Source organism: Paenibacillus sp. FSL R10-2734, assembly GCF_037963865.1.
GTDB lineage: Bacteria > Bacillota > Bacilli > Paenibacillales > Paenibacillaceae > Paenibacillus_AQ.
In genome coordinates, this window is the sequence record NZ_CP150170.1 from 1,332,273 (window position 1) to 1,357,056 (window position 24,784).

General features: G+C 43.4%; 18 protein-coding genes and 2 riboswitches. Of the genes, 16 read left to right on the forward strand and 2 right to left on the reverse strand.

The features are described from left to right. Window positions 1–90: riboswitch (cyclic di-GMP riboswitch) on the reverse strand. 92 nt (window positions 91–182) lie between these two features. Beyond that, a riboswitch (cyclic di-GMP riboswitch) is annotated at window positions 183–272 on the reverse strand. Window positions 273–563: 291 nt separating this feature from the next. The 3 genes from NSS67_RS06070 (at window position 564) to sdaAA (ending at window position 3,720) form a co-directional block, all read left to right on the forward strand. Continuing rightward, entirely contained in the window at window positions 564–2,063 is a 1,500-nt protein-coding gene (locus NSS67_RS06070) for an oligopeptide:H+ symporter (protein WP_339318732.1), read from the forward strand. Between the two features lie 93 nt (window positions 2,064–2,156). Next, on the forward strand, window positions 2,157–2,819 hold the full coding sequence (gene sdaAB / locus NSS67_RS06075) for an L-serine ammonia-lyase, iron-sulfur-dependent subunit beta (RefSeq protein WP_339318733.1): 663 nt from the start codon (window positions 2,157–2,159) through the stop codon (window positions 2,817–2,819). Between the two features lie 31 nt (window positions 2,820–2,850). Continuing rightward, window positions 2,851–3,720: an L-serine ammonia-lyase, iron-sulfur-dependent, subunit alpha gene (sdaAA, locus tag NSS67_RS06080; RefSeq protein ID WP_339318734.1), complete on the forward strand. Its 870-nt coding sequence runs from the start codon at window positions 2,851–2,853 to the stop codon at window positions 3,718–3,720. 631 nt (window positions 3,721–4,351) lie between these two features. On the opposite strand, the gene NSS67_RS06085 is transcribed toward sdaAA, so the two are convergent. Both NSS67_RS06085 and NSS67_RS06090 read right to left on the reverse strand, forming a co-directional pair. Continuing rightward, window positions 4,352–5,401: a hypothetical protein gene (locus NSS67_RS06085; RefSeq protein WP_339318735.1), complete on the reverse strand. Its 1,050-nt coding sequence runs from the start codon at window positions 5,399–5,401 to the stop codon at window positions 4,352–4,354. A 123-nt stretch (window positions 5,402–5,524) separates the two neighbouring features. Further along, window positions 5,525–6,385: an AraC family transcriptional regulator gene (locus NSS67_RS06090; protein ID WP_339318736.1), complete on the reverse strand. Its 861-nt coding sequence runs from the start codon at window positions 6,383–6,385 to the stop codon at window positions 5,525–5,527. 145 nt (window positions 6,386–6,530) lie between these two features. Between NSS67_RS06090 and NSS67_RS06095 the strand changes: the two genes are divergently transcribed. The 13 genes from NSS67_RS06095 (at window position 6,531) to NSS67_RS06155 (ending at window position 24,714) form a co-directional block, all read left to right on the forward strand. Further along, window positions 6,531–8,798, forward strand: a complete 2,268-nt coding sequence (locus tag NSS67_RS06095; RefSeq protein WP_339318737.1) for a beta-L-arabinofuranosidase domain-containing protein — start codon at window positions 6,531–6,533, stop codon at window positions 8,796–8,798. Window positions 8,799–8,825: 27 nt separating this feature from the next. After that, the gene (locus tag NSS67_RS06100) at window positions 8,826–11,108 is read left to right on the forward strand and encodes a beta-L-arabinofuranosidase domain-containing protein (protein ID WP_339318738.1); all 2,283 of its coding nucleotides are present in this window, start codon (window positions 8,826–8,828) and stop codon (window positions 11,106–11,108) included. Next, window positions 11,105–12,181 (forward strand): aminopeptidase P family protein, encoded by a 1,077-nt coding sequence (locus NSS67_RS06105; RefSeq protein ID WP_339318739.1) that lies wholly within the window; start codon window positions 11,105–11,107, stop codon window positions 12,179–12,181. Before NSS67_RS06100 ends, NSS67_RS06105 begins: the two co-directional genes overlap by 4 nt. A gap of 256 nt (window positions 12,182–12,437) precedes the next feature. Then, window positions 12,438–14,207 (forward strand): sensor histidine kinase, encoded by a 1,770-nt coding sequence (locus tag NSS67_RS06110; RefSeq protein WP_339318740.1) that lies wholly within the window; start codon window positions 12,438–12,440, stop codon window positions 14,205–14,207. Continuing rightward, complete coding sequence (locus NSS67_RS06115) at window positions 14,204–15,007, forward strand: response regulator (protein WP_339318741.1); 804 nt, start codon at window positions 14,204–14,206, stop codon at window positions 15,005–15,007. The genes NSS67_RS06110 and NSS67_RS06115 overlap by 4 nt, the downstream gene beginning before the upstream one ends. 66 nt (window positions 15,008–15,073) lie before the next feature. Next, window positions 15,074–16,330 (forward strand): extracellular solute-binding protein, encoded by a 1,257-nt coding sequence (locus NSS67_RS06120; RefSeq protein WP_339318742.1) that lies wholly within the window; start codon window positions 15,074–15,076, stop codon window positions 16,328–16,330. 200 nt (window positions 16,331–16,530) lie between these two features. Then, window positions 16,531–17,943, forward strand: coding sequence for a carbohydrate ABC transporter substrate-binding protein (locus NSS67_RS06125; protein WP_339318743.1), 1,413 nt, complete (start codon window positions 16,531–16,533; stop codon window positions 17,941–17,943). A gap of 62 nt (window positions 17,944–18,005) precedes the next feature. After that, a complete protein-coding gene (locus NSS67_RS06130; RefSeq protein ID WP_339318744.1) occupies window positions 18,006–18,974 on the forward strand; it encodes a sugar ABC transporter permease in 969 nt (322 codons plus the stop codon). Between the two features lie 3 nt (window positions 18,975–18,977). Further along, window positions 18,978–19,832, forward strand: a complete 855-nt coding sequence (locus NSS67_RS06135; protein ID WP_339318745.1) for a carbohydrate ABC transporter permease — start codon at window positions 18,978–18,980, stop codon at window positions 19,830–19,832. A 44-nt stretch (window positions 19,833–19,876) separates the two neighbouring features. Continuing rightward, window positions 19,877–20,842 carry a glycoside hydrolase family 43 protein gene (locus tag NSS67_RS06140; RefSeq protein WP_339318746.1) on the forward strand — a complete coding sequence of 322 codons (966 nt, stop codon included), beginning with the start codon at window positions 19,877–19,879 and terminating at the stop codon, window positions 20,840–20,842. Between the two features lie 487 nt (window positions 20,843–21,329). Beyond that, window positions 21,330–22,229 (forward strand): ABC transporter permease subunit, encoded by a 900-nt coding sequence (locus NSS67_RS06145; protein WP_339318747.1) that lies wholly within the window; start codon window positions 21,330–21,332, stop codon window positions 22,227–22,229. Beyond that, a complete protein-coding gene (locus tag NSS67_RS06150) occupies window positions 22,223–23,083 on the forward strand; it encodes a carbohydrate ABC transporter permease (protein WP_339318748.1) in 861 nt (286 codons plus the stop codon). Before NSS67_RS06145 ends, NSS67_RS06150 begins: the two co-directional genes overlap by 7 nt. 98 nt (window positions 23,084–23,181) lie before the next feature. Next, window positions 23,182–24,714, forward strand: coding sequence for an extracellular solute-binding protein (locus NSS67_RS06155; RefSeq protein ID WP_339318749.1), 1,533 nt, complete (start codon window positions 23,182–23,184; stop codon window positions 24,712–24,714). The last annotated feature ends 70 nt before the right edge of the window (window positions 24,715–24,784 follow it).

Consider the following 24,784-nt stretch of genomic DNA (forward strand, 5'->3'; position numbering starts at 1 on the left):
ATTGGTAACTGGCTGGCATGGTGAGTCTTCCTCACGTTAGCCCCTATAGCTTTGCGTCGCCATCTCTCGATGGGTTTGCCTTTGTCAATGTGGAGTTGACAAAATGAAGTTGTGAATGCTCAAAAAACCCTTCTTACCGAAATAAGAAGGGTTAGGAACGTATTATCACGTCGTACTTCTATGTCGGTAACTGGCTGGCATGGCGAGTCTTCCTCGCGTTAGCCCCTATAGCTTTGCGTCACTATCTTTCGATAGTTTTGCCTTTATCATTATGTAATGTAGTAGGTAATTAATACTAGAGTATCTACTATTAGAGTAGTTGTTTAATACCAATTAGTCAATGTGATTTATCATACACTTCAGCTAGAAGAGGTTGGGTTATTTCTATTTTTTAGGGTTGTGAATTTTATCTTTCATATGATGTCAGGTAATCTACAAGAGATCCAAACTAAGTACATATTCTCCACTCATCCTAACTATTCACTACCGATTTGTATTTGAATAATTGCTATATTAAATCTATTAAAAAAGGCTAACAAGAAAATATTGAAAGGTTGCTGGAAATGGATAGAGTTGAGAGCAAAGACATGAGTTTAGATACAATAAGATCGGACAAAGGTTTTTTTGGACATCCTAAAGGTATAGGAGCTTTAGCTGTAGGGAACTTCTTCAACTCCGCTGCTTGGGGCGCTTTTTATGCGATAATGATTTTCTATCTCTATACTCCATATACTAAAGGGCTTGGGTTCTCCGAGGGTAATGCAGCTCAGATGATTACAGCGATGGCCGCTTGTAACAGTCTGTTTGTTATTCTGGGTAGTTGGCTTGCCGACCGAGTGCTTGGTATGCGAAAAGCTCTAATTATAGGTAATATAGTGAAAGGGAGCGCGTTCCTGCTGCTCGCCATTCCTGTTGCAAGCTTAGGGCAGGGTAGAATTTTTGCTATTGTTGCATTATTTCTATTATCTTTGCCAATCATGGGGGCGAGTAATGCTTCCTTAACAGGGCAACTCTATCGTAAAACCGACAATGGACGCCGTGATGCCGCTTTTACTATACATCAATTTATGAACACGGTTGCAGGTGTAATTACACCGGTTATCGTAGGTCAAATTGGGATGAGTAACTATCATATCGGATTTGGGATTGCCGCATTCTTTGCCTTTATGTATGGTGCAGTCATTTTCTTCACGCAGCACAAATTCTTTGGCACATTGGGTGCGAAACCTGTCAGTCCACTTGAAAAGGGACAATTCAAGAAAATCTTCAGTATCTTTTTAGCTATTCTTGTAGTGATACTTGGCATTATTGCTATACTCATAGTCGCTAAGGTAATTGCCTTAAAAGGTGTTCTGAATATCATTACTTCTGCAACCTTTATAATTCCGATCATATTCTTGACAAGTCTATTCCGTAAGAAGGATCTTACGGATGCAGATCGTAGACATATGAAGCCTTTCATGAAGTTATTCTCAGCTCAAGTCGTGATGGCACTTTGCGGGACGATGCTGACATCGGCCATTGCGATCTTTATTGACCGTAAAGTAGAGCGGAATATGTTCGGATTTGAAATTGCACCGGGGTCCATCCCAACCATCTATACAGTATTAGGATTAATTGCGGGTCCAATCTTTGTTTACTTATATACGAAGACGAAAGCGAAAGACGTCAAGATTGTCAACAAATATGCAATTGGGGTATTGTTATCCGGTCTTGGTTTTGCTGTTCTAGCGATTCCTATTATGCTGCTCCATGGTTCAGGACCATACAGCTTGCTGTGGTTGGTATTCTATTATTTGTTTCTGGCGTTATCCGATCAGTTTATTTGGCCGATTGGTTCTTCGATGGTTTCGAAGCTTTCACCTGAAGCCTATGAAACGCAAATGCAGACAGCATGGGGTCAGACAGCCGCCATTGCGAACGGGATTGCCCTTATTCTGTTTAACTTCTTCCAGACTGCAGATCAACAGGTATATCTGTTCCCGATTCTAGCAGGAGTCTTGGTTGTTACTGCAGCATTATTGTTTGCGAATTCAAAGAAAATTGATGAAGAAATGATGTAAGTGAATGGATATCACCAGGATTAAAGATAGTATGTTTATATTGTCGAGGTGGGAGCATAGCTCTCACCTTGCTTTGGTTAGCGGGAGGTAAGGATGAAGTATAATAGTGTGTTTGATATTATAGGTCCGATTATGGTTGGACCTTCAAGCTCGCATACGGCAGGTGCTGCAATCATAGGGCGACTAGCCCGGAGTCTTTTTGGTAGGCAGCCCGCACGGGCTGATATTCATTTGTTCGGATCTTTTGCTGAGACATATAAAGGACATGCAACCGATGTCGCTATTGTGGGAGGATTGCTTGACTATGATACAGATGATTCGCGCATCCCGCAGTCACTTCATTACGCCCGTGAAGCGGGGATGGAGGTTGCCTTTCATATAGAAGAAGCAGTACCCGAACATCCTAACACAGTGTTGATTCGCTTGTCGGATTCGCAAGGTACGCAGGATATGGTCGGCATCTCTATTGGTGGCGGTAAAGTGGAGATTACTGAATTGAACGGTTTTAAATTAAAGCTGGGTGGTATGTATCCGGCCATTCTGGTGCTTCATACCGATCGATTCGGAGCGATTTCGGTAGTCACGAATGTGCTGGCAGATCATTGTGTGAATATTGGACATATGGAAGTATCAAGGAAAGAAATAGGTAAGATGGCATTAATGGTTATTGAGGTGGATCAGAATGTCCCGGAGAGCATTCTCGATGAAATTAGGTCGCTAGAGCAAGTAACTCAGATTACTAAAATGAATACTTAAACGCTCGTTCAGAGTGAAAGGCAGGTGCATTATGTTTAAGAATGTAGCAGAGCTCGTAGAACGAGCAGAGCAACAAGGCGTTTCTATCGCAGAGGTTATGATTCAGCAAGAAATGAAATTTGCTGAAATGACGTGTGAGGCAGTACGTGAGCGGATGGGGCGTAATCTGGATGTCATGGAGAAATCTGTAGCGAAGGGACTAGAAGGGGTCAAATCGTTGTCTGGACTTACAGGTGGTGATGCAGTTCTCATGCAACAATATATAGCTAAAGGGAGAACATTATCTGGACCGTGGATTCTCGATGCGGTGGCGAAGGCAATTGCAACGAATGAAGTGAATGCAGCGATGGGGATGATCTGTGCAACACCGACAGCAGGCTCGGCCGGCGTTGTACCAGGAACGCTGTTCGCCGTTAAAGAACAACTGAAGCCATCACGTGATCAAATGATTGATTTCCTATTTACTTCAGGGGCTTTCGGTATGGTAGTCGCGAATAATGCGTCAGTTTCTGGCGCTGCAGGCGGCTGTCAAGCAGAGGTAGGCTCGGCTACTGGAATGGCAGCGGCAGCGCTTGTTGAGCTAGCTGGTGGAACGCCAAAGCAAGCCGCACACGGGATGGCTATTGCCTTGAAGAACCTGCTAGGACTTGTATGTGATCCGGTGGCAGGGCTTGTTGAAGTCCCTTGTGTAAAGCGGAATGCGATGGGGGCTGCCGTAGCGATGACTTCTGCTGATATGGCGCTTGCTGGGATTGAGAGCCGAATCCCTACGGACGAGGTGATCGATGCGATGTATCGAATCGGACAGGTGATGCCGAGCTCGCTTCGAGAAACCGCGCGAGGTGGTTTGGCGACAACGCCTACAGGCAAGAAGCTGGAGAGCGAGATTTTCGGGAAGTAAATGTAACGACAAGAAGGAGGCAGTTCAAAAGTCATGAAATGACTGTTGGGCTGCCTTCTATTTATTTGGTTTTCCTATGGATCATAGTTGTGCGAACGAAATCACTCGCTATCGGACCCAGTGGATCTTATATTCTTTTTTTTTCTCACATTTGCGATTCTAACGGACTCCAGTGCAACTAATGGCATGTAAAACACCAAATATGAGTCAATTCTTAGGGAATAGCGACTCTGGGGTCCAAAACCCTGCTCAAATGACGATAATTTTGCTAATAGTGGTATTTGGGTCCTTTACTAGTTGGGCTACACGAATTGCTCAACTGCAGTGATGAATATAGCAAGCGGTGGACAGTAACACAATCGTAAGTATCTGCTGAGAGTGTAGCATGATAGCGATCTTACGGACTTAGTGAACGTTGTACAAAAGCGTCAGCAAATCGAGAAGTGGTCGGTAGCTATGACTTGCCGACAATCTACTGAAGCAAGCCGCAATGGACCCAAAACGCAAATCAGCGTTTCTCCAATAACGGGAGAAGCGCTGATTTGTTCATTTTTGTGTTTTTTTGGAATGAGAAGCTTTCACTGGTCGTAGAAAATCTACTTTTGAGACAGCTCTTTCTTGTGTGATCCTATCATGATGTAAGTAGATAAGGATAGTTGTTCGGGGTATCCTGCCACGGTGCAGGCAAGCCCTTGTTGTCATATATTTTGGCTAAAAGGTTATAGGCTGCTGGATCATATATTTCTAATTCACTGCGACGGTTAATTGGGCCGCGAATGCCATCCCATGATCCGTCTATGGATTCAGCCATGACATTGAACCAGATCGTCGTGAGTGTAGCAAAATACTCTTCATGATTCGAGATGGCATACGTATTCGGCCATAGGTTTGCTTCTCTCGCATGATGATAGGCGGCTTCCAATTCAACTTTAAGCTGTGAATCTTTTAAATGGTTGATCCCAATCAAATGAATCGCATGAGCAAATTCATGGACAAGAATACATTCATTCAAATAGCGGGTTTGATTCGGTCCTTCGGTAATGCGTAGCACATTTTTCTCGGAAATTGTAGTGACGGGATTCTCTGGAATGCCTCCGAATCCCTCTACGGGACGATTCATATCAGCGCCGCCGCGATGTTCAGGGAGATCATAGACGTCCTCAGTTTTACCGTATATGGCTAGCTGTGCATTAAGGGCGGACATGGTATGGGCTATCTCAGGCGCCTTGGCGAGGAGAATATCAATGATTTGGGCCGCTTTGCGATGTGCCTCTCTGCTGACATGGAATGAAGATTTGATCAAAATTCCTGAAGACGTGTTTGTATGACAGCTATAAAAGTCCTGCCAATAGTTGACGACATAGCTCTTGTCTTGATCTGCACAAAGTCCGAGTGAGTTGTTAATATGACCCGAGATAGAGACTTTAAGCTTACCAAGCGCTTGTTTACTAACTGGATGCTGTATATAAAGCGTTGTTCTTTTCTTCACCCTTTCATAAATCGGGCGAACATCCCATTCGGCGCTGTCATCTTGAACGGTTTCTATCAGAGTATCGTCTATCGTCAGGTGGAAGCATTCGGCCTGATTCGCATGAACAACTTCCTGATCCCAATAGATTTCCAGACGATGAGGATCAATCATTTGCAGATGGATGATTTTTGGTGCATCGATATGTCCCATAACAATTTTCCTCCCAAATCATGTTGGCGCTTACAGCTTCTCGAGAAATTCTTATGGATAAACATATCATTATTTTTGAGAGAAATCGGTACAAATTCCCGTGAATAGGTGGACATTTTCACATCACGTTTTGTTGAAATGCCGTTTGTTAAATGTATGACGATACTCCGTAGGGGTCATGTTCTCAAATTTTTTGAAGATCCGCATGAAGTACTTGGAATCCTCATATCCGACATGATAGGCGATCTCCTGAATGCTCATATTAGCCTCAGCTAGCAGGACTTTTGCTTTATCAATACGATATTTAATGATTTGAGTGGTAATGCCGATGCCAATCTCATTTTTATATTTTCTGGATAAATAGTTTTTATTGTAATTAAAATAGCTGGCGATCGACTCTAGTGAGACATCCTCAAAGGCATGAATTCGGATCCAGTCTTGGATGGGTTGAATATCGTTCTTATCCAATTGTTGTGTACGGATTAATCGTATAGATTGGTAAGAAATTTCGTACAGAATACAATTCAAATACGCATCACAATAGCTCGAAGGCACTTTTTCTTCATAGATATCTAGCAGTTGATTAATCATAAGATGAAGCCGATGCATATTTAGCTTGTCTGAATAGGTAGGTAGAATAAGCAGTTGATTGAAATCTTCTGTTTTGAGGACGATCGTGCTAATTTCATCACGCTTCAAAAATTGAATATTCTCTAAGGTAAAGTGGAACCAGAGAAACTTCACATCACAATCAGTTTCACGTGCCCCTCTGTGAGGGACATTGGGTGGAATAAATAGCAGTTCTCCAGGATTTAAATCGTAGGTGATCCCATCGACTTCCATCGGGAGGATGCCCTCAATGGCACAAATAATTTCGCAGCTATCTATAATTCGACTTGAATGGATCCAAGGGTGAGTGGCAATACAGACTCCGGCTGACTTAAAGTAAGCACTTCCAAATGAACGATCCGAGAAAATATGCATCAAACTCGCCTCCAGAACTAAGTGCATGTTATTCATTCACTTCATGTGAATATAATCCACTTATTATCTTTTTTCAACTACCGACAGTAAAGAAGTTTTTGGGTATGATTGCTCATAATAACAGGTAGTCAAAGGAGTGTAGTAAATGTCTGTCCCAATCAATGATGTAGAAGTGGTAGAAAAAGATATTGAAGCACTGTACTTAGGAAACTTAAAAACGGTTGAATTCGACCTGAACTTACCGACCAAAGGGAAATATGGTTCAACGATTTCTTGGGCGCCCAAGGATGAGCGATTTATTACGCCAGAAGGAAAAGTGACACGTCCGTCTTATGGCAAAGGTGATCGAATTATTCCTTTAACAGCTACGTTCACCTATGGTGCGTCGAGCATATCAAAGGTATACAATGTTAACGTTCTGGAAGAGGAAAACAACATTGAAGTGGATTGGATTTATCCAATTAAGCTCGTACGGACTGCCGGAGAAGCCTTCCATCTACCGCAAGTCGTATCTATCAAGACAATAACAGGGGATATTCTCGCGCATACGGTAACTTGGGATGAAGGGAACACGGTACAATTCGATGAACTGGGGTCGTATTGTGTACGAGGTCATATCAAAGATACGGAGTATACCTTTGAGGCTGAAGTGAACATTGTGGAAAAAGTCGACATCAATAATCAGCGAGATAAACAAGCAGATTCTTTCCCGCTAGGAAGCGTTCGATTAACTGGGCAATCCATGCTTAAGACTGCACAAGATCGTCGCTTGAACTTCCTGTTGACCGTGGATGATGGACAGATGCTCTATAACTTCCGTGAAGCCGCAGGGCTTGATACGATGGGGGCCCCAGAAATGATCGGTTGGGATTCACCCGATTCCAAGCTGAAGGGACATACGACCGGACACTATTTGTCTGCATTAGCATTGTGCTATGCCGCTACTGGCGATGAGACAATTCTATCAAAGCTGAATTATATGATTGAAGAGCTGAACAAGGTCCAGCTGGCTTTTGAAGCAGATCAGAATTATGCCTATGGATTTATTAGCGGTTATTCTGAGGAGCAGTTCGATCTATTGGAGACATATACACCGTATCCAGAAATCTGGGCACCCTATTATACCTTGCATAAAATCTTCGCAGGGCTGCTAGATTGCTACCAATGGGCTGGAAATGACACCGCATTGATGATGGCGGACAAGCTTGGAGATTGGACATACAATCGCCTGAGTCGATTGCCACAGGAGCAATTGAAAAACATGTGGGGAATGTACATTGCAGGTGAGTTCGGTGGTATGAATGAATCACTGGCACAGCTGTATATCTTTACGAGAAATCCGGCGCATTTAGCAGCTGCGAAGCTGTTCGATAATGACCGATTGTTCTTCCCAATGGAGCAGAAGGTGGATGCACTAGGTGCATTACATGCGAACCAGCATATCCCTCAAGTGATTGGGGCGATGAAAATCTATGAAGCTAGCGCCCAAGAGAAGTATTATCAAATTAGCGATTTTTTCTGGACATCGGTGACGAATGCGCATATCTATTCGATTGGTGGTACCGGTGATGGAGAGATGTTCCAACAGCCTCATGCGATTGGGACGAAAATCGATGACCATACTGCCGAAACCTGCGCATCCTACAACATGCTAAAGCTGACAAAGGAATTATATCTATATGAGCCATCCGTAGCGAAAATGGACTACTATGAACGTACAATGCTGAACCATATCCTAGCGACGACGGACCATGAAGAGATCGGTGGATCTACGTATTTCATGGCTGCTGCGCCGGGTGCGGAGAAGGGTTTTGATGTCGAGAACTCTTGCTGTCACGGAACGGGGTTAGAGAACCATTTCAAATATACAGAAGCGATTTTCTTTTATAACCAAGAGGACTTGCTGGTTAACTTATTCGTACCTGCGCACTTGAAGGATAAAGCAACAGGACTGGATGTTGAGGTGCAGTTTGATGAGAACCAGCCGGAGCTGGTTAAGGTTCTTGTACAGCAACTTGATCGTACATTGAAAATACGTCATCCATACTGGAGTCAAGGTGAACCGACGATCCAGATCAATGGCATCACTACAGCATTAAAGGAAGATCAAGGATATATCGTGATCTCGGAGTCACTGAAAGCAGGTGATATGGTGTCTGTGAAATTTGCAGCGGAATTGCGATTGGAGGAAACGCCGGATATCTCTGAAATTTGCTCTGTAGCCTATGGGCCTTATATCCTTGCCGCGATTCATGAGGAGCGGGAGTACTTGCAATTAGGCAGTGTCGCCGCAAATTTGAAGAGTAGCTTCATTAAGGAAGAAGGTAAGTTGAACTTCAAGGCGGGAGATTGGACATTCAAGCCGTTAGCCCAGGTCAATCATGAGAAATATCATCTCTACGTGAAAAAATAAATCAATTTCATCTGTTATGGGAAAGGCGTGAACGGTTTGACAACGAATCTAACAAAAGCATTCGAGATCCTGGAAGAAGATATTGCTGCAATGTATCTCGGAAACCTCAAAACGGTAGAGTTCGATCTAACGCTGCCAACGGAAGGGAAGAATGGCTCCAAGATTGCATGGAAATCCGCGGATGATCGTTGGATCAATGGCGAAGGTGTTGTAAACCGTCCTCCATATGGACGGGGTAATCGTGTTGTGAAATTGACAGCGACGTTTAGCTACCGCGACGCACAACAAGATAAGGTGTATGATGTTCGCATTCTGGAAGCGCCAAATGATATTCAAGTAGCGCATATTTTCCCGGTAGTCTTGGAGGAAAAGGTCGGCACGCCGTTTTATTTACCAAGCGATATTGCAGTTAGAACACAGGAGGGCAATAATGTATCCCACCGCGTGGAGTGGTCCGATGAGCAGCCACTTGTCTTCCATGAAACAGGTAGCAAGACGGCAATTGGGGTCATTCAAGGCACAGATTATCAGTTGACGGCAGATATTCATATAAAGGAACAGGTGAAACGCATCAAGGAGCGGCCCGTTCAGATGAGCTATTTCCCGCTATCCGCTATCCGCCTAACAACAGATTCTTCAATGAAACAGGCACAAGATCAACGACTACAATTTCTGTTAAGTGTTAATGATGACCAGATGCTCTATAATTTCAGAAAAGCTTCAGGAATTGATACACAAGATGCTCCTGAAATGATCGGTTGGGATTCTCCCGATTCCTTATTACGCGGGCATACGACAGGTCACTATTTGTCTGCCTTAGCGTTGGCTTATCAGAGCACGGGGAATGCACAAATCCTAAGCAAGCTAACGTATATGATTGATAAATTGGACAAGGTTCAGCTTGCATTCGAAGCTCAGCCTGAATTCCAATATGGATTCATAAGTGGTTATTCAGAAGAGCAATTTGATCTTTTGGAGCAGTACAGGCCGTATCCGGAGATTTGGGCACCTTATTACACCTTGCATAAAATTTTCGCGGGTCTTTTGGACAGCTATAGCTTGGCAGGTCTGGAGAAAGCGCTGAATATTGCTGATAAATTGGGCGATTGGACATACAATCGTCTGAATCGTCTCACACATAAACATCGGACTCAAATGTGGGCGATGTATATCGCTGGGGAATATGGCGGGATGAATGATGCTCTAGCAGAGTTGTACTTGTATACACAGAAATCAGAGCATCTGGCAGCCGCGAAGATGTTCGATAATGATCGCTTATTCTTCCCGATGAAGCAGAAGATCGATGCCATTGGTGGCTTGCACGCAAATCAGCATATTCCGCAAATTGTCGGTACGATGAAAATGTACGAAGCAAGCAAGGAAGATGAATATTATCAGATTTCGAAATTTTTCTGGGATGTCGTTACCGAAAGTCACATCTATGCGATGGGAGGAACAGGCGACGGAGAAATGTTCCAGTACCCAGACCATATTGCGAATCATATTAGCAAAAATACAGCGGAAACCTGTGCATCCTACAATATGTTGAAGCTGACCAAAATGTTGTATAGCTATGATACGAATCCGCGTTACCTAGATTACTATGAACAGACAATGCTCAATCATATTCTTGCGACTCCAGATCATGATTGCGGCGGTGAGAGCACATATTTCATGGCATCTCAGCCGGGAGCACAGCGCTTCTTCGAAGTGGAGAACTCCTGCTGTCATGGCACAGGGATGGAGAATCACTTCAAATATGGTGAATTGCTATATAGCTATGATGATACATCGTTATATATCAACTTCTTCGCCTCAGCCAAGCTGAATGATACTGGAACCGGGATTCAATGCGAGGTACTTGCTGATGAAGCAGAGCCAGAGACAGCAACAATTCGTGTGCAGCAGCTTGCGGGCAGAGTAGTGAAAGTAAGAAAGCCGGCCTGGAGCACTCAGCTTACTTTTGCAGATGCAAAGGGTAGTGTCGAGGTAAAGCTATTGGATGGATTCTATGAATTGCCTGCTATAGAAGGAGAGATTTCCGTTACATTCGAAGCAGCCTTCCGGGTAGTAGCAACTCCAGATGATTCTTCGATCTTCGCGATTTACTATGGTCCATATTTGCTAGCAGCGCTATCGGATCAGAAAGATTACTTGGAGCTGGATGTGAATCAGGAGAATGTGAATCAAAAAATGAAGAAATTGTCCGGAAGCAAATGTTATCAATACGAAGACACACTTAAGTTTATGCCTGTCCACCTTTTAGACGATGAACACTATCATATGTATGTAAAGGAGCTAATCAAATGAAACGATTAAATAATTTGATGAACAAAATGGCTGAGCAAGGTATGGAAGCTTTCTATGTAACAAATGTGAAGAATGTTCGCTATCTAACTAACTTTACGGGCGAGGATTCTGTATTGCTGGTATTGAAAAATAACGTACTCTTCATTACGGACGGTCGCTACACAGAGCAAGCGAAAACTGAGCTTCCAGCAGAAATTGAGATTGTTCGCTGGACCGATGGATTAATGGCAGAAGCTATTAATCGTGTGAATGACAGCGGCGCTGGTACTGTGTATTTCGAAGGTGATCAGATGAATTATTTGGATGCAGCTGCATTCATCGAAGGTGTGAATATCGAGGCGAAGCCGATTAGTGGATTTGTTGAGCAATTCCGTGCTGTGAAGGATGAGCAAGAGATTGCTCATACGATCGAAGCGGTCAAGATTATTGATAAGACGTTCTTTCATATTCTAAATTTCGTTCGTCCAGGTGTGAGTGAGAAGGAAGTAGCGAATGAGATGGAATATTATATGAAGAAGATTGGCTCTGAAGGGACATCCTTCCCAACGATCGTAGCTTCTGGCATACGTTCCTCGTACCCGCATGGTGAAGCAAGCGATAAAATTATTGAGCTAGGTGATATCATTACATTTGATTTCGGTGCTACGTATCGAGGTTATGCTTCTGACATGACGCGCACCATTGCCGTTGGTAGTGTAGATCCGCGCTTAGAAGATATATATTATCTGGTATTGGAAGCGGAGATGAAAGGGCTAGAAGGCATTCGTGCGGGCATGATGAGCAAGGAGTTGGATGAGATTATTCGCCGTCCAATTCGTGATCGCAATATGAATGATTACTTCAATCATGGCGCGGGTCACAGTATTGGTCTGGACATTCACGAAGCGCCGTTCATTAGCGGGAAATCCGAAGTGCGTTTTGAGGAGAATAACATTCAAACGATAGAGCCTGGTATCTATATTCCTGGCTTAGGTGGTGTGCGGATTGAGGATGATATTCTCGTTCAGAACGGTCCGGGGATCGTGCTAACACAATCGCCGAAGCGAGATCTTATTACGTTACCATTTGCTTAATGAATGGACAAAGGCGTACCTATGAAGCTGCTAATTGAGAGTGATTAGAATATAGTAAATCAAATTATAACTAATGGCCTCGCCCGTCGTTACTAGGGGCGAGGATATTAGTTATTTTTGGCGAATTTACAATACTTTCTTAGCGGATCATTAGCAAACATGCTAATATAATGACTGAAAAGGTTGAAAGCCCGTACTTTTTTTCGGATAGGGACGATTGTTTCATGCTCATATGACGAAGAGAGGAAGAGACTGCATGCGGCGGATACTATCGATGTTAAAGTTAAATACGCTGCGAAATCAAATGTTGCTCGGTTTTCTCGCCGTCATGCTCATCATTCTGACGTTCGTTGGAGGGATTACGTTCCATTCGGTTTCGACGCTACTTAAGAACAACGCGGAAAAGCATATTCAGCAAACCGCGATTCAGGCTAACGGTCGTTTGGAAAGCGTTCTCGAACAGATTAATTCTCTGACGACGCTGGTATCGACCAATGATTATATCCAGCAACTGCTTTTACGAGATATAGAGGGTCATTCTGCTACCTTTACGGAACGGCAAGCGCTGCCATCCATTATCAATCTGGTCCAAATCTACACGGATGGCATTAAATCTGTTGAGCTTTACAATAAAGACGGAGTGAGGCTGTATCCTCTCGACGGTAGCACCCTGAGAGATAAGGTACCCGAGGATTGGATTGAAATGGCGACGAGGAAGGAAGGAGGTCTAGTCTGGTTCGGCATCGATCCACTCGATTCAACTTCGCTTGTGGCGATTCGACAGATTAGTCTTATCGATCGGCATTTCACGACAGGAGGGTATTTACTCATCCGTTCAGACCGTGACAAGTTTGCGCTTAAAGACTCCTTATCCGGGGAGGGGGATGGAGAAACAGTATTGCTCCTCGCTCCTGATGGCCAGTTCATCACGTCTAATGATGACACGATTTCACAAAAGACTGCAGCAAAGCTGGTGGAGGAATCCGACAATCAGAACGTTTCGATCGGCAAGCGGTCCTTTATCGTCGTCAAACAGCGATCTTCCGTGACAGGATGGACGCTGCTCATCTTAACCCCGGTTAACGTCATCACCAAGGGGATATCGGTCTTGCGGACGACCATCGTCGTATCGGCTTTGATGGGTACCTTACTGTTCACCTTGCTTTCGTTTTTCCTGTCTATACTTATTACCAGACCTGTGTTCAGGTTGATTAAAGCTATGAGAAGTACCCGTCTAGGCATTCTGAAGCCTATCGAAAACGTATCGTCCACTATGGAAATTCAGGAACTGAATTATTCCTATAACAAAATGGTTGATAATATCAACGAGCTGATCCAGTTGGTTTATGAGAAGGAGTTATCCCGTAGTCATACGGAGTTGAAGGCACTTCAAGCGCAAATTAATCCGCATTTTTTGTTTAATACCCTAGATGTTTTGTACTGGTCGCTGCTGGATAGGGATGAAGATCAACTGGCTGAGTATGTTGTCGCCATGTCTGATTTATTCCGCTATACGATCACCGGATCGAGTAAAGGGGGATGGGTGAAGTTACAGGATGAGCTGGAGCATGTGAAGCGATATTTGCTTATTATGAAGATGCGATTTGAAGATCGCTTGGAGTGGGAAATCGAGGCTCCTTCTGAATTTTCAAATGTGGAGTTACCTCGACTGTTACTCCAGCCACTCGTGGAAAATGCTGTATTGCATGGGGTCGAGAGCAAGATTGAACCGGGAAGGATAAAGCTAACGGTCGCTGGAGACGGAGAATGGATCACCATTACGGTGGAAGACGACGGGATGGGAATGGACGAAGAGATGCTGCGCTCCCTTGTGGAAGGGCTGGAGAGCGGGAAGGTGTCTTCTTCAAAAGATTCCGGCGTCGGATTAGCCAATGTGCATAGAAGGCTTCAACTGTTTTTTTCCGGAAAGAACGAGCAGAGTGCAGTAATGACCATCGATAGCCAGAAGGGTAAAGGCACCCGTATAAACATCAAAATTCCTGTCCAAGGAGACAAAACGCCATGAGAAGCCGAACGATTCTTATTGTCGACGATGAACCGAGATCGAGAGAAGGAATGAAGAAAATGCTAGAGGTGTGGGCAGCCGGTCAATATGAGATCCTTACAGCAAGCAATGCGATCTCCGCTATGGAAATTCTGGAGGAGACACCGGTAGAGCTTATGATATCGGACATCCGCATGCCGGGAATTAGCGGTCTTTCTTTAGTTAGCCAAATAAGGGATAAAAAGATACAGCGGCAGCCCTCCGTCATTCTCATCTCCGGTCATGCCGAGTTTGAGTATGCTCAGCAAGCGATTCAGTTGTCTGTAGTGGAATATTTGCTCAAGCCAGCTAGCCGGGAAAAGCTGATCGCATCTGTGGAGGGTGCACTGAAGGCAGGGGAAGAGCAGGAACATATCGGCTTCATGCGGAAGATGGCTGATCCACAATTAATGGCCGTAAGAGATGAGGAAGCTTCATTGTGCGATCCGGTCCGCCAGGCGATACACTATGTGGAGATGCACATAGCGGAGGCGATCAGTCTGCAGGAAGTCGCAGAGGTGGTACATCTGAACGGGAGTTATTTCAGTTCCCTTTTCAAGGAGCAATGCCAGATGAATTTCAGCGAATACGTCGCCCGCAGAAAAATGCAGAAAGCAAAGGAATTGCTGCTGAAAACGAATCTGCCCATAGCGGAAATTGCAAGCCTTACCGGTTATCAGACTGTTAAATATTTCAATAAGCTGTTCAAGGAGTACGAAGGAATGAGTCCAGGGCAGTATCGTTCTTCCATGAGGAATGGTATAGAAGCAAATATCCAATAATGGCTCGGCTAGGGGGGAATATCTACGAAAAGAATCGGTTTATACAGCACCCTTTTCTTAACATTGTTGTTGATAACAACAGCTTGCAATGGGGACAAAGGGAATAGCACCAAGAGCGATGGCGAGAAAATCACTTTAAAAATGATGCATCTATGGCCGGATAGCAATAACTCCGCGCAAAACAAAATGGTAAAAGAAATCATCAGGGAGTTTGAAGAAGCTAATCCGAATATTACCATCAAGACGGAAGTTCTTGAAAATGAGCAGTATAAAAGCAAACTGAAGGTGCTTGCCGCATCTAACGATCTACCAGACATCGGATTCACCTGGGCAGCAGGCTTTATGGATCCTTATGTTAGGGGAAATAAGTTTGCAGCCGTGGACGATCTTTTACAGGACGAGTTGAAAGGAAAATTCGTAGCCGGTACGACGGAGGGGTACTCCTTTGATGGGAAGACGTATGCTCTTCCTGTCGAACTAAACATAGTCCCGGTCTATTATAATAAAGAAATTTTTTCAGAATTCAATCTGCAGCCTCCCCAAACCTTGGATGATCTCAAAGCGATCATTCGAACACTGAATAACAATGGCATAACACCCGTTACTCTTGGAGGCAAGGATGGTTGGCCGGCTTCCTTCTGGTACATGTATCTAGCTGATCGTATTGGGGGTCCCAACCTGATGGATAAAGCTGTTGCGGATCAGAACTTCACAGACCCTTCCTTGCTAGAGGCTGCAAGACAAGTGCAAGAGCTGGTAAACATGAACACATTCATCAAAGGTTACAACGGATTATCCAATGATGAAGCCAAGGTACAGTTCATGAACGGAAAGTCAGCCATGTTCGTTACAGGAACTTGGGAGCTGCCGGATTTCACGACCACTACGAATATAGCCCAGGAATTTAAAGTCAACATCGGTTATTTTAAGTTCCCGACAGTTGAAGGCGGCAAAGGCAACGTGGATGATTGGGTGGGCGGTCCGGGGACTGGATTGTTCATTTCCAAAAATTCCAAGCATACTGGCGAGGCAAAAAAATTCGTCAGCTTTTTCGTTCAGAAGTGGGGAGAGCATTCTGTTGTTAATGCAGGTGTCATCCCAGCTACCAAAGTAGATACTGCGGCTATCAAGCTACCGCAAATGTTCATTGATCTATTAAACGAGTTAAATAAGGCTAATAAAGTAACTCTTTATCTGGATACACAAATGAAACCGGTCGCTTCTACGATACACATGAATCAGATTCAGGCCTTATTCGGCGAAGCGGTCACGCCAGAAGAGTTCATCAAGAAACAGGATGATGCGCTCAAAGCGAATAAATAAAATCCATAATAATCAACCGATTATGAAGACACCAAGGTGAAAAAATTCCTTGGTGTCTTTTTTTGATATGCAAAAAGCTGAACCTAAAAATAGTGGAAGTTTTCCTAAAGAGGGTGTCCTTATGCTCAAAGAATATACGATCTATAATTATGTATGCGGTTACAAAAAACCGAGGCTTTACAAAAAAGGGGAGGCAAAGTATGAAAAATATGAAACGTGGTTTAGTAGGGATCTCTACATTGCTCGTGATGACATCTGCTCTAGCAGCATGTGGTGGGAACTCAAATTCAAACTCAAACTCATCTAGCCCAAGCGCAACTCCTGCACCAGCAGCTAACGCTGCCGAAGCTCCAACCAAAGGAACTGGCGAGAAAGTCACCATCAATCTTTGGAGCTTTACGGACGAAATTCCTAACATGACCAAGAAGTATTTGGAAGTTCATCCCGAGGTAAATGTGGAATTCAAAACTACAGTTATTGCAACTACAGATGGCGCTTATCAGCCAGCTCTTGATCAGGCTCTATCCGCTGGTGGTAAAGATGCCCCAGATATATATGCCGCTGAATCGGCGTTTGTGCTCAAGTATACCCAAGGAGACGCATCCAGCTATGCTGCTAACTATGCTGACCTTGGTCTTGATGATCAAATGGTTAAGGATGCTGGAATCGCACAATATTCAGTGGATATCGGTAGTTTGGATGGCAAATTGAAAGCGCTTGGTTATCAAGCAACAGGTGGCTCTTTTATCTATCGCCGTTCGATCGCTAAGGATGTTTTTGGAACAGATGATCCAGCTAAGATCAAAACCGAAGTAGGACCAGGTTGGGATAAATTCTATGATGCAGCAGCAAAGCTGAAAGCTAAAGGCTACGGCATCGTATCCGGCGACGGCGATATCTGGCACCCGATCGAGAACAGTTCTGACAAAGGTTGGATTGTTGACGGCAAGCTTCATATTGATCCGAAGCGTGAAGCGTTCCTGGATCTCTCCAAAAAGCTGAAAGACAATGGCTATCACAACGATACAACGGATTGGACAGAAGCATGGTACGCGGATATGTCCGGTGCTGGTGCACAACCGATCTTCGGTTTCTTCGGCCCAGCTTGGCTCATCAACTACGTGATGAACGGTCAAGTGAAGGATACAAATGGTGATTGGGCTGTTACTGAGCCTCCAACTGGATTCTTCTGGGGCGGTACTTGGCTCCTTGCGAACCAACAAGTAACTAAAGATGATGCTAAGAAACAAGCTGTAGCTGACTTTATGAAGTGGGTTACACTCGATACCTCTGAAACTGGACTTCAATATTTCTGGGCTAACGGCACGATGAAGGCAGGCGAACAAGGCACGAAGGACAGCGTTGCCTCCTCCGTAGTAATGTCTAAGTCAAACGGTGAAGTACCGTTACTTGGTGGACAGAACATGTTCGACGTCTTTGTTCCGGCGAATGCTAATGCATCAGGTAAGAACCTGACGCAATATGACGAAACAATCAACAAGCTCTGGCGCGATCAAGTACGTGAATACACCGCAGGTAACAAGGACCGAGCTAAAGCAATGGAAACGTTCAAGCAACAAGTTAAGGATCAGCTCGGTATTGAAAGCGAATAAGTAGAAGTCGAAGGGGCGGGCGAGCAATCCCGCCCTTTTATATCAACGAATGAGGTGAGTGCATGCGCCGCAAACATGTTAGCTATTCTAGATTCGGTTATATTTTTACCTTTCCGTTTGTTATTGCATTTCTGATTTTTTCACTGTATCCGATTTTATACACTGCAGTTATCGGCTTCACTGATATGAAGGGACTAATTCCAAAACCGATTCACATTTTAGATAATCCTTTTCAAAACTTTAAAGATCTTCTTTTTGATAATCCTTCATTTCGAAAGTCCTTGATTAACACTGGATTACTATGGATTACTAACTTTGTTCCCCAGATGCTACTCGCGCTCTTACTGACTGCATGGTTCACGAATAAGCGTCTTAACATAAAGGGGCAGGGTTTGTTCAAGATCTTGCTCTATATGCCTAATATCATCACTGCAAGTACGATTGCCGTACTCTTTGGCTCTTTATTTGCTTATCCAATGGGTCCTATAAACAGTTTGTTTCAAATGCTAGGATGGACCGACGCTCCGATCTTTTTCTTACAGGATAAGACGACAGCGCGGGGGATCGTATCGTTCATTCAGTTCTGGATGTGGTACGGCAACACGATGATTGTCCTGATCGCTGGCGTTATGGGTATCAATCCTGCACTCTTCGAGTCCGCATCCATTGATGGTGCTAACGGATTCCAAACCTTTTTCCGCATTACACTGCCGAGTCTGCGTACAATTATGCTGTTCACACTGATTACCTCGATGGTGGGTGGCTTGACCATGTTCGATATTCCGCAATTATTCCTTGCGGGCGGACCGGATGATTCCACGTTAACCACATCTATGTTTATCTACGGGCAAGCATTTAAGGGCAGTTATATGTATAATCGCGCTGCAGCGGCGAGTATGATTATGTTCTTGATTTCAGCTGTACTGGCTGGGTTAATGTTCTATCTGATGCGTGATCGTGATGCTTTGAAACTTAAAAAAATACAAAAACAAAAGCATAAAGCTGCTAAAGCAGCTGCAAGGGAGGTGTAACCCATGGAGAAAATGCCGAAAAGCGAAAGCGTAAACCGAAAGATTAACAAGACAATTATCTATGTGGTCTGCATCTCTTTGGCGGTGCTCAGCATCCTGCCATTTTGGATCATGTTTGTAAACGCAACACGCTCTACACCGGAAATCCAAAGCGGACTGTCGCTTCTTCCTTCGAGCCATATGATGAGCAACCTGAGAGTACTGCTCGACAAGAGCTTCGATCCGCTGCAAGGGTTTATGAATTCGTTCATTATCGCAAGCTCTGCCACGCTCTGTACGGTTTATTTTTCTTCGTTGGCAGCCTATGGACTTGTGGCTTACGACTGGAAGCTACGTGGCCCCTTCTTTACCTTTATCATGTGCGTAATGCTGATCCCTGCCCAGGCAAGTGCCATCGGCTTCTATCAGTTCATGTATAAGCTGGGTTGGACAAATAATTTTCTTCCGTTAATATTGCCAGCAATTGCAGCTCCAGCCGTGGTATTCTTCATGCGCCAATATCTGCTGGCAACGCTGTCGATTGAGATCGTGGAAGCGTCGCGTGTAGACGGATCTAGCGAATTCTTCACCTTCAACCGAATTGTCTTTCCTTTGATGATTCCAGCCGTGGCGACACAAGCAATCTTTGCCTTCGTAGGCAACTGGAACAATCTGTTCATGCCGCTGATACTCTTAACACAGAAGGAGAAGTATACCATGCCGATCATGGTAAGCTTACTTCGCGGGGATATATACAAGACGGAGTTCGGCTCGATCTATATGGGGCTGGCTTTGACGGCTTTACCGCTGTTTGTGGTTTACTTCCTATTATCTAAATATATTATCGCGGGCGTAGCGCTCGGTGGCGTCAAGGAATAAAGCTTAACAAGATGCGTAATCTCACAGAAGAGGAGAATCCCACAATGGCAACAAAAAATGAGCCTTTAGTTACCCATATCTATACCGCAGATCCTTCTGCTCATGTATTTGAGGGCAAGCTGTACATTTACCCATCCCATGATATCGATCACGATGGACCTACGAATGACAATGGGGACCAATATGCGATGGAAGATTATCATGTGTTTTCTATGGATGATCCTGAATCTCCATGTGTAGATCATGGTGAGGTGCTACATGTTCGCGATGTAGCTTGGGCTTCCGAGCAAATGTGGGCACCGGATGCTGCGTATCGTCAAGGAACGTATTATTTATTTTTCCCGGCTCGGGACAAGGAAGGCATTTTCCGCATCGGGGTGGCTACATCAGCTTTACCAGCAGGTCCTTTTAAAGCGGAAGAAAACTATATCAAAGATAGCTTCAGTATCGATCCAGCCGTATTCGTTGACGAGGATGAAAGAGCCTATATGTATTTCGGCGGCCTATGGGGCGGACAATTAGAAAAGTGGCAAGACGGAGTATTTCAGCAAGAAGCGGTAGAAAAGAGCCCAGAGGAGCCGGCTTATGGTCCTTGGGTGGGTGAGCTGAACGAAGACATGCTGTCATTCAAATCGGCTCCTCAGGAAATCTTTATTACTGATAAAGAAGGGAACCCACTTCTAGCAGGCGATGAAGACAGAAGATATTTCGAAGGCCCATGGATGCACAAGTATCAAGGGAAATATTATCTCTCATACTCGACGGGTACGACCCATAAGATCGTCTACGCGGTGAGTGATAAACCTTGCGGACCTTTCGTCTATCAGGGAACGATTCTGAATCCAGTCCTTGGCTGGACGACTCATCATTCGATTGTGGAATTTAATGAGAAATGGTATTTGTTCTATCATGACGCATCTCTGTCTGGCGGTGTGGACCATAAACGCAGTATGAAATTTACGGAGCTCCAATATGAAGAAGATGGCAGAATCCGGACGGTAGTGCTCTAAGCGAACGACTCGACTACTTTTTATGAGTTCCTTATGAAATCCTACTTAAGGATGTCTTGAAGCTAATGCTTTTGAGACATCCTTATTTGTCTTTTCATCTATCATCATAGGGCTATCACCCTTTAGATGAGAGATGTATAATCATGGAATAAAGCTAAAAGGATTTGGTTGGCTCTTTAGGGGGAGATTTAAATCTATAACTATCTTTTTGATTAGTGCCATTCCGTTACTGTGGGTGATTACGTTCGGAGTTATATTAATTGGTTAATAAATTTGTGGGAGCTAGATAATGGAGGATTAACATTAATAGCCTTATTCAGAAGAGTGATCTTCTGAATAAGGCTATTTTTATGTTTGTTCTTCTTTCTGTTCATTATGATAGATGAAAACTGTTACTGCTAATGCTGAATTCTGTGCCTTATTCCCAATTGTTTGGGTTGCTATACTAACGTTAACAGGAAGCTTGAGGGATGGAGGAAAGAAATCAATGAACAGATTATTAAAAAACAAAATGTATTATCTTATGCTTTTTCCGGTTATAGCATGGTTTATTGTATTTAAATATGTACCGATGTATGGCGTCATTATTGCTTTTAAAGATTTTAATATTATGGATGGAATATTGAAATCTGCTTGGGCGGATCCGTGGTATGGGCACTTCGAGGTGTTTTTCAAATCGCCTTATTTTTCACAATTGTTAGGGAATACACTGATTATCAGTTTATACAAAATAGTGCTTGGAACCATACCATCTATTATACTCGCTATTCTTCTATACGAATCTCGTACGACTTGGCTTAAACGTTGGGTACAGACACTTAGTTATATGCCACACTTCTTGTCATGGGTCATCGTTTTTGGTATTGCACTAGCTTTCTTTTCGGAGACGAATGGTTTAGCTAATCGTTGGATTACCGAGGGTGGAGGAACAGCTATACCGTTTTTAAATTCCACCGAATGGTTCAGGACGATGCTAGTTTCTACGGATATTTGGAAGGACCTCGGCTGGGGAGCCATTGTGTATCTTGCGGCTATGTCTGGAATCGATGCTAGCTTGTATGAGGCAGCGAGGATAGATGGTGCCAGTCGTTTACGCTGCATATGGCATATTACACTTCCAGGCATATCTACAGTTGTTATGCTGCTGCTTATTTTGAAAGTGGGTAGTGTTATGGATGCGGGCTTTGATCAAATCTTTATTTTCTATAACGTACGAGTGTACAGCGTGGGTGATATTATTGATACTTGGGTATACCGTACAGGCTTAGAACAACTGAATTTTAGTCTTGCTGCCGCAGTTGGTCTATTTAAATCGGTGATAGGCATGATTCTGGTCATACTTACGAATCAGTTGTCTAAAAAGTTCGGAGGTGGTGGCATATGGTAACGATGCGTGGTGAACGAACATTTTCGGTCGTAGTTAATCTAATATTAATTATAGTTGGTATCATATCTATATTTCCAATTTTGTATGTGGTGTCGATGTCATTAACACCTTATGGTGAGGTTGTTAAAAATGGAGGATTTTTGATCATTCCTCGTGCGATATCATTTGATGCATATATTCATTTATTGAAAGGAAATGAACTGCCGCGTGCAATGGGGGTTTCTGTTTTTCTGGCGGTCATTGGTACAGCGATAAGTTTGCTGCTGAATTTATTAGGAGCCTTTCCACTAAGTCGAAAAGATTTACAAGGTCGTACAGTTTTTCTCTTCCTTATCGTGTTTACGATGTTGTTTGGCGGCGGAATGATTCCTACTTATCTGCTTGTTAAGTCGTTAGGGATGTTGGATACAGTATGGGCAATGATCATTCCAGGGGCAGTGGCTACGTTTAATTTACTTATTATGAAAACGTTCTTTGAAGGACTTCCAGAAGAATTGTTTGAAGCAGCGCGGATCGACGGTGCCGGGGAGTTAAAAGTATTGGTTACTCTTGTCATTCCCTTATCCCTTCCATCGATGTTAACCATTGGTTTGTTTTACATGGTTGGTTACTGGAACAGCTTTTTTGCAGCATTATATTACGTTACGAATCCCAATTTGTATCCATTGCAAATTGTGCTTAGAAAAATGCTAATGATGAGCACCTCGTTAGAGAGTGTCATGGAACAAACTTTACCAACACCTACGTTACAGATGGCCGCTGTAGTTTTGGCTAGTGCGCCTATGCTCATTATTTATCCGTTTATTCAAAAGCATTTTACAAAAGGAATGTTAATAGGAGCGATTAAAGGTTAGAAGCTTGGCTGTGCTGTCAATGTTGCTCATTACTTGGTCTACCATATAAAAAGACCAAGTAGTGCCACATATATAAATTGGGGAAAGAAGGGGTTTAATTGAAGAAAAAAATTACATTAAGCTTGACTGCAGTAGTATTGGTGCTTAGTTCATTAACCGCATGCTCAAGCGGAGGCGGAGCAGAGCCAACTGTAAGCCCTAATGGTACTTCTAATCAAGAAAAAGGAAGTGCAACTTCCGAGACTAAGCAACCGATAAAAATTGAAATTGTGCAGGATGGTACTGTACAATTCCCAGAAAATGATTTTATCAAGAAAGCTTTACTGGACAAACTCAATATAGATTTGACTATGACCGTTGAACCAACTGAATATATTTCTAAATTAAACACTCGTGTTGCAGGTGGTAATTTCCCTGATTTGATGATTTTGGACAAAAATCAGGCGCAAAAATATTCAGAATCTGGTGCATTACTTGATTTTGGACCATACATGGATAAATTGCCTGATTATGTTTCATTTCTTGGTAAAGAGGAATTGAAAAAGGGTTTATTCCAAGGTGAACAATATACGCTTCCTAAGGTTGCGGGCAAGCCTACGGGCACTTACTGGATTCGTAAAGATTGGTTGGATGCCTTGGGCTTGTCAATGCCTACAACCATTGATGAATTGTTTAAAGTAGCCAAAGCCTTTACGGAGAACGATCCAGATAAAAATAACAAGAAAGATACATTCGGTATAACGGGTACAGAACTCAATACATTCGCTCCTGTATTTGGAGCATATGGTTTGGCTAATACGGGTTCTCATCTTATAAAAGATAATAAATTATCAAATGCTTTGTATGATCCAGCTATGAAAGATGCATTGGCAGAAGTAAAGCGTTTCATTGATGCAGGAGTAGTAGACCCAGAATTTTTAAGCAACAAAACGAATGTAGCTAAGGATAAAGCGTTTCAGGGTAAGTTCGGAATTATTTATGAAGGTTGGAGCGGAATCGTGAAAGCGGATGCAAAAAAAGTGTGGAAAGGTGCGAATCCAAATACAGAATGGGAGCAATTAGGCGCTTTAAAGGGTCCTAGTGAGAAGTCTTATGTAAGCAGTGTAGAATTGGTTGGCTGGTTACAGCTGCTAGCAGTTCCGAAGAATATGGAAAAGGATCCAGAGAAGCTAAATAAAATCCTGGAGCTTATCAACTATGTTTCTTCAGAAGAAGGCAACTTGCTAGTAAGTTATGGGTTGAAGGATGAACATTATACGATAGACAATGGGAAAGTAACGATTACAGACAAAGGTAAGGCTGAAAGTGGATTTACTTTTGTATATCAGTTCACTGGTCGTAAGGATGAGAAGTACTTGATAGCAAAATTTAGTGATGAGGCAAAGTACATTGAATATGAGCTCGGATTGCCACGTGTAGGAATTGTAGATGGTTATGTAGTACCCCCAACGGGCTTTAATAAAGCGGACGCCGATCGATTTGTAAAGGAAGAATTCTCGGAATTTCTATACGGTAAAAAATCATTAGATCAGTATGATCAATTTTTGAAAACATTAGAAGATACATTCCAATACAAAATGTATACGGAATCTGTCGAGACACAAGTTAAGGAATTAGGGCTAATTAAATAGTATGGCATTGTTTTGTTAATAGCAGAGGGTATACCGACAGGTATACCCTCTGCTATCCGCAGTTTGGGAT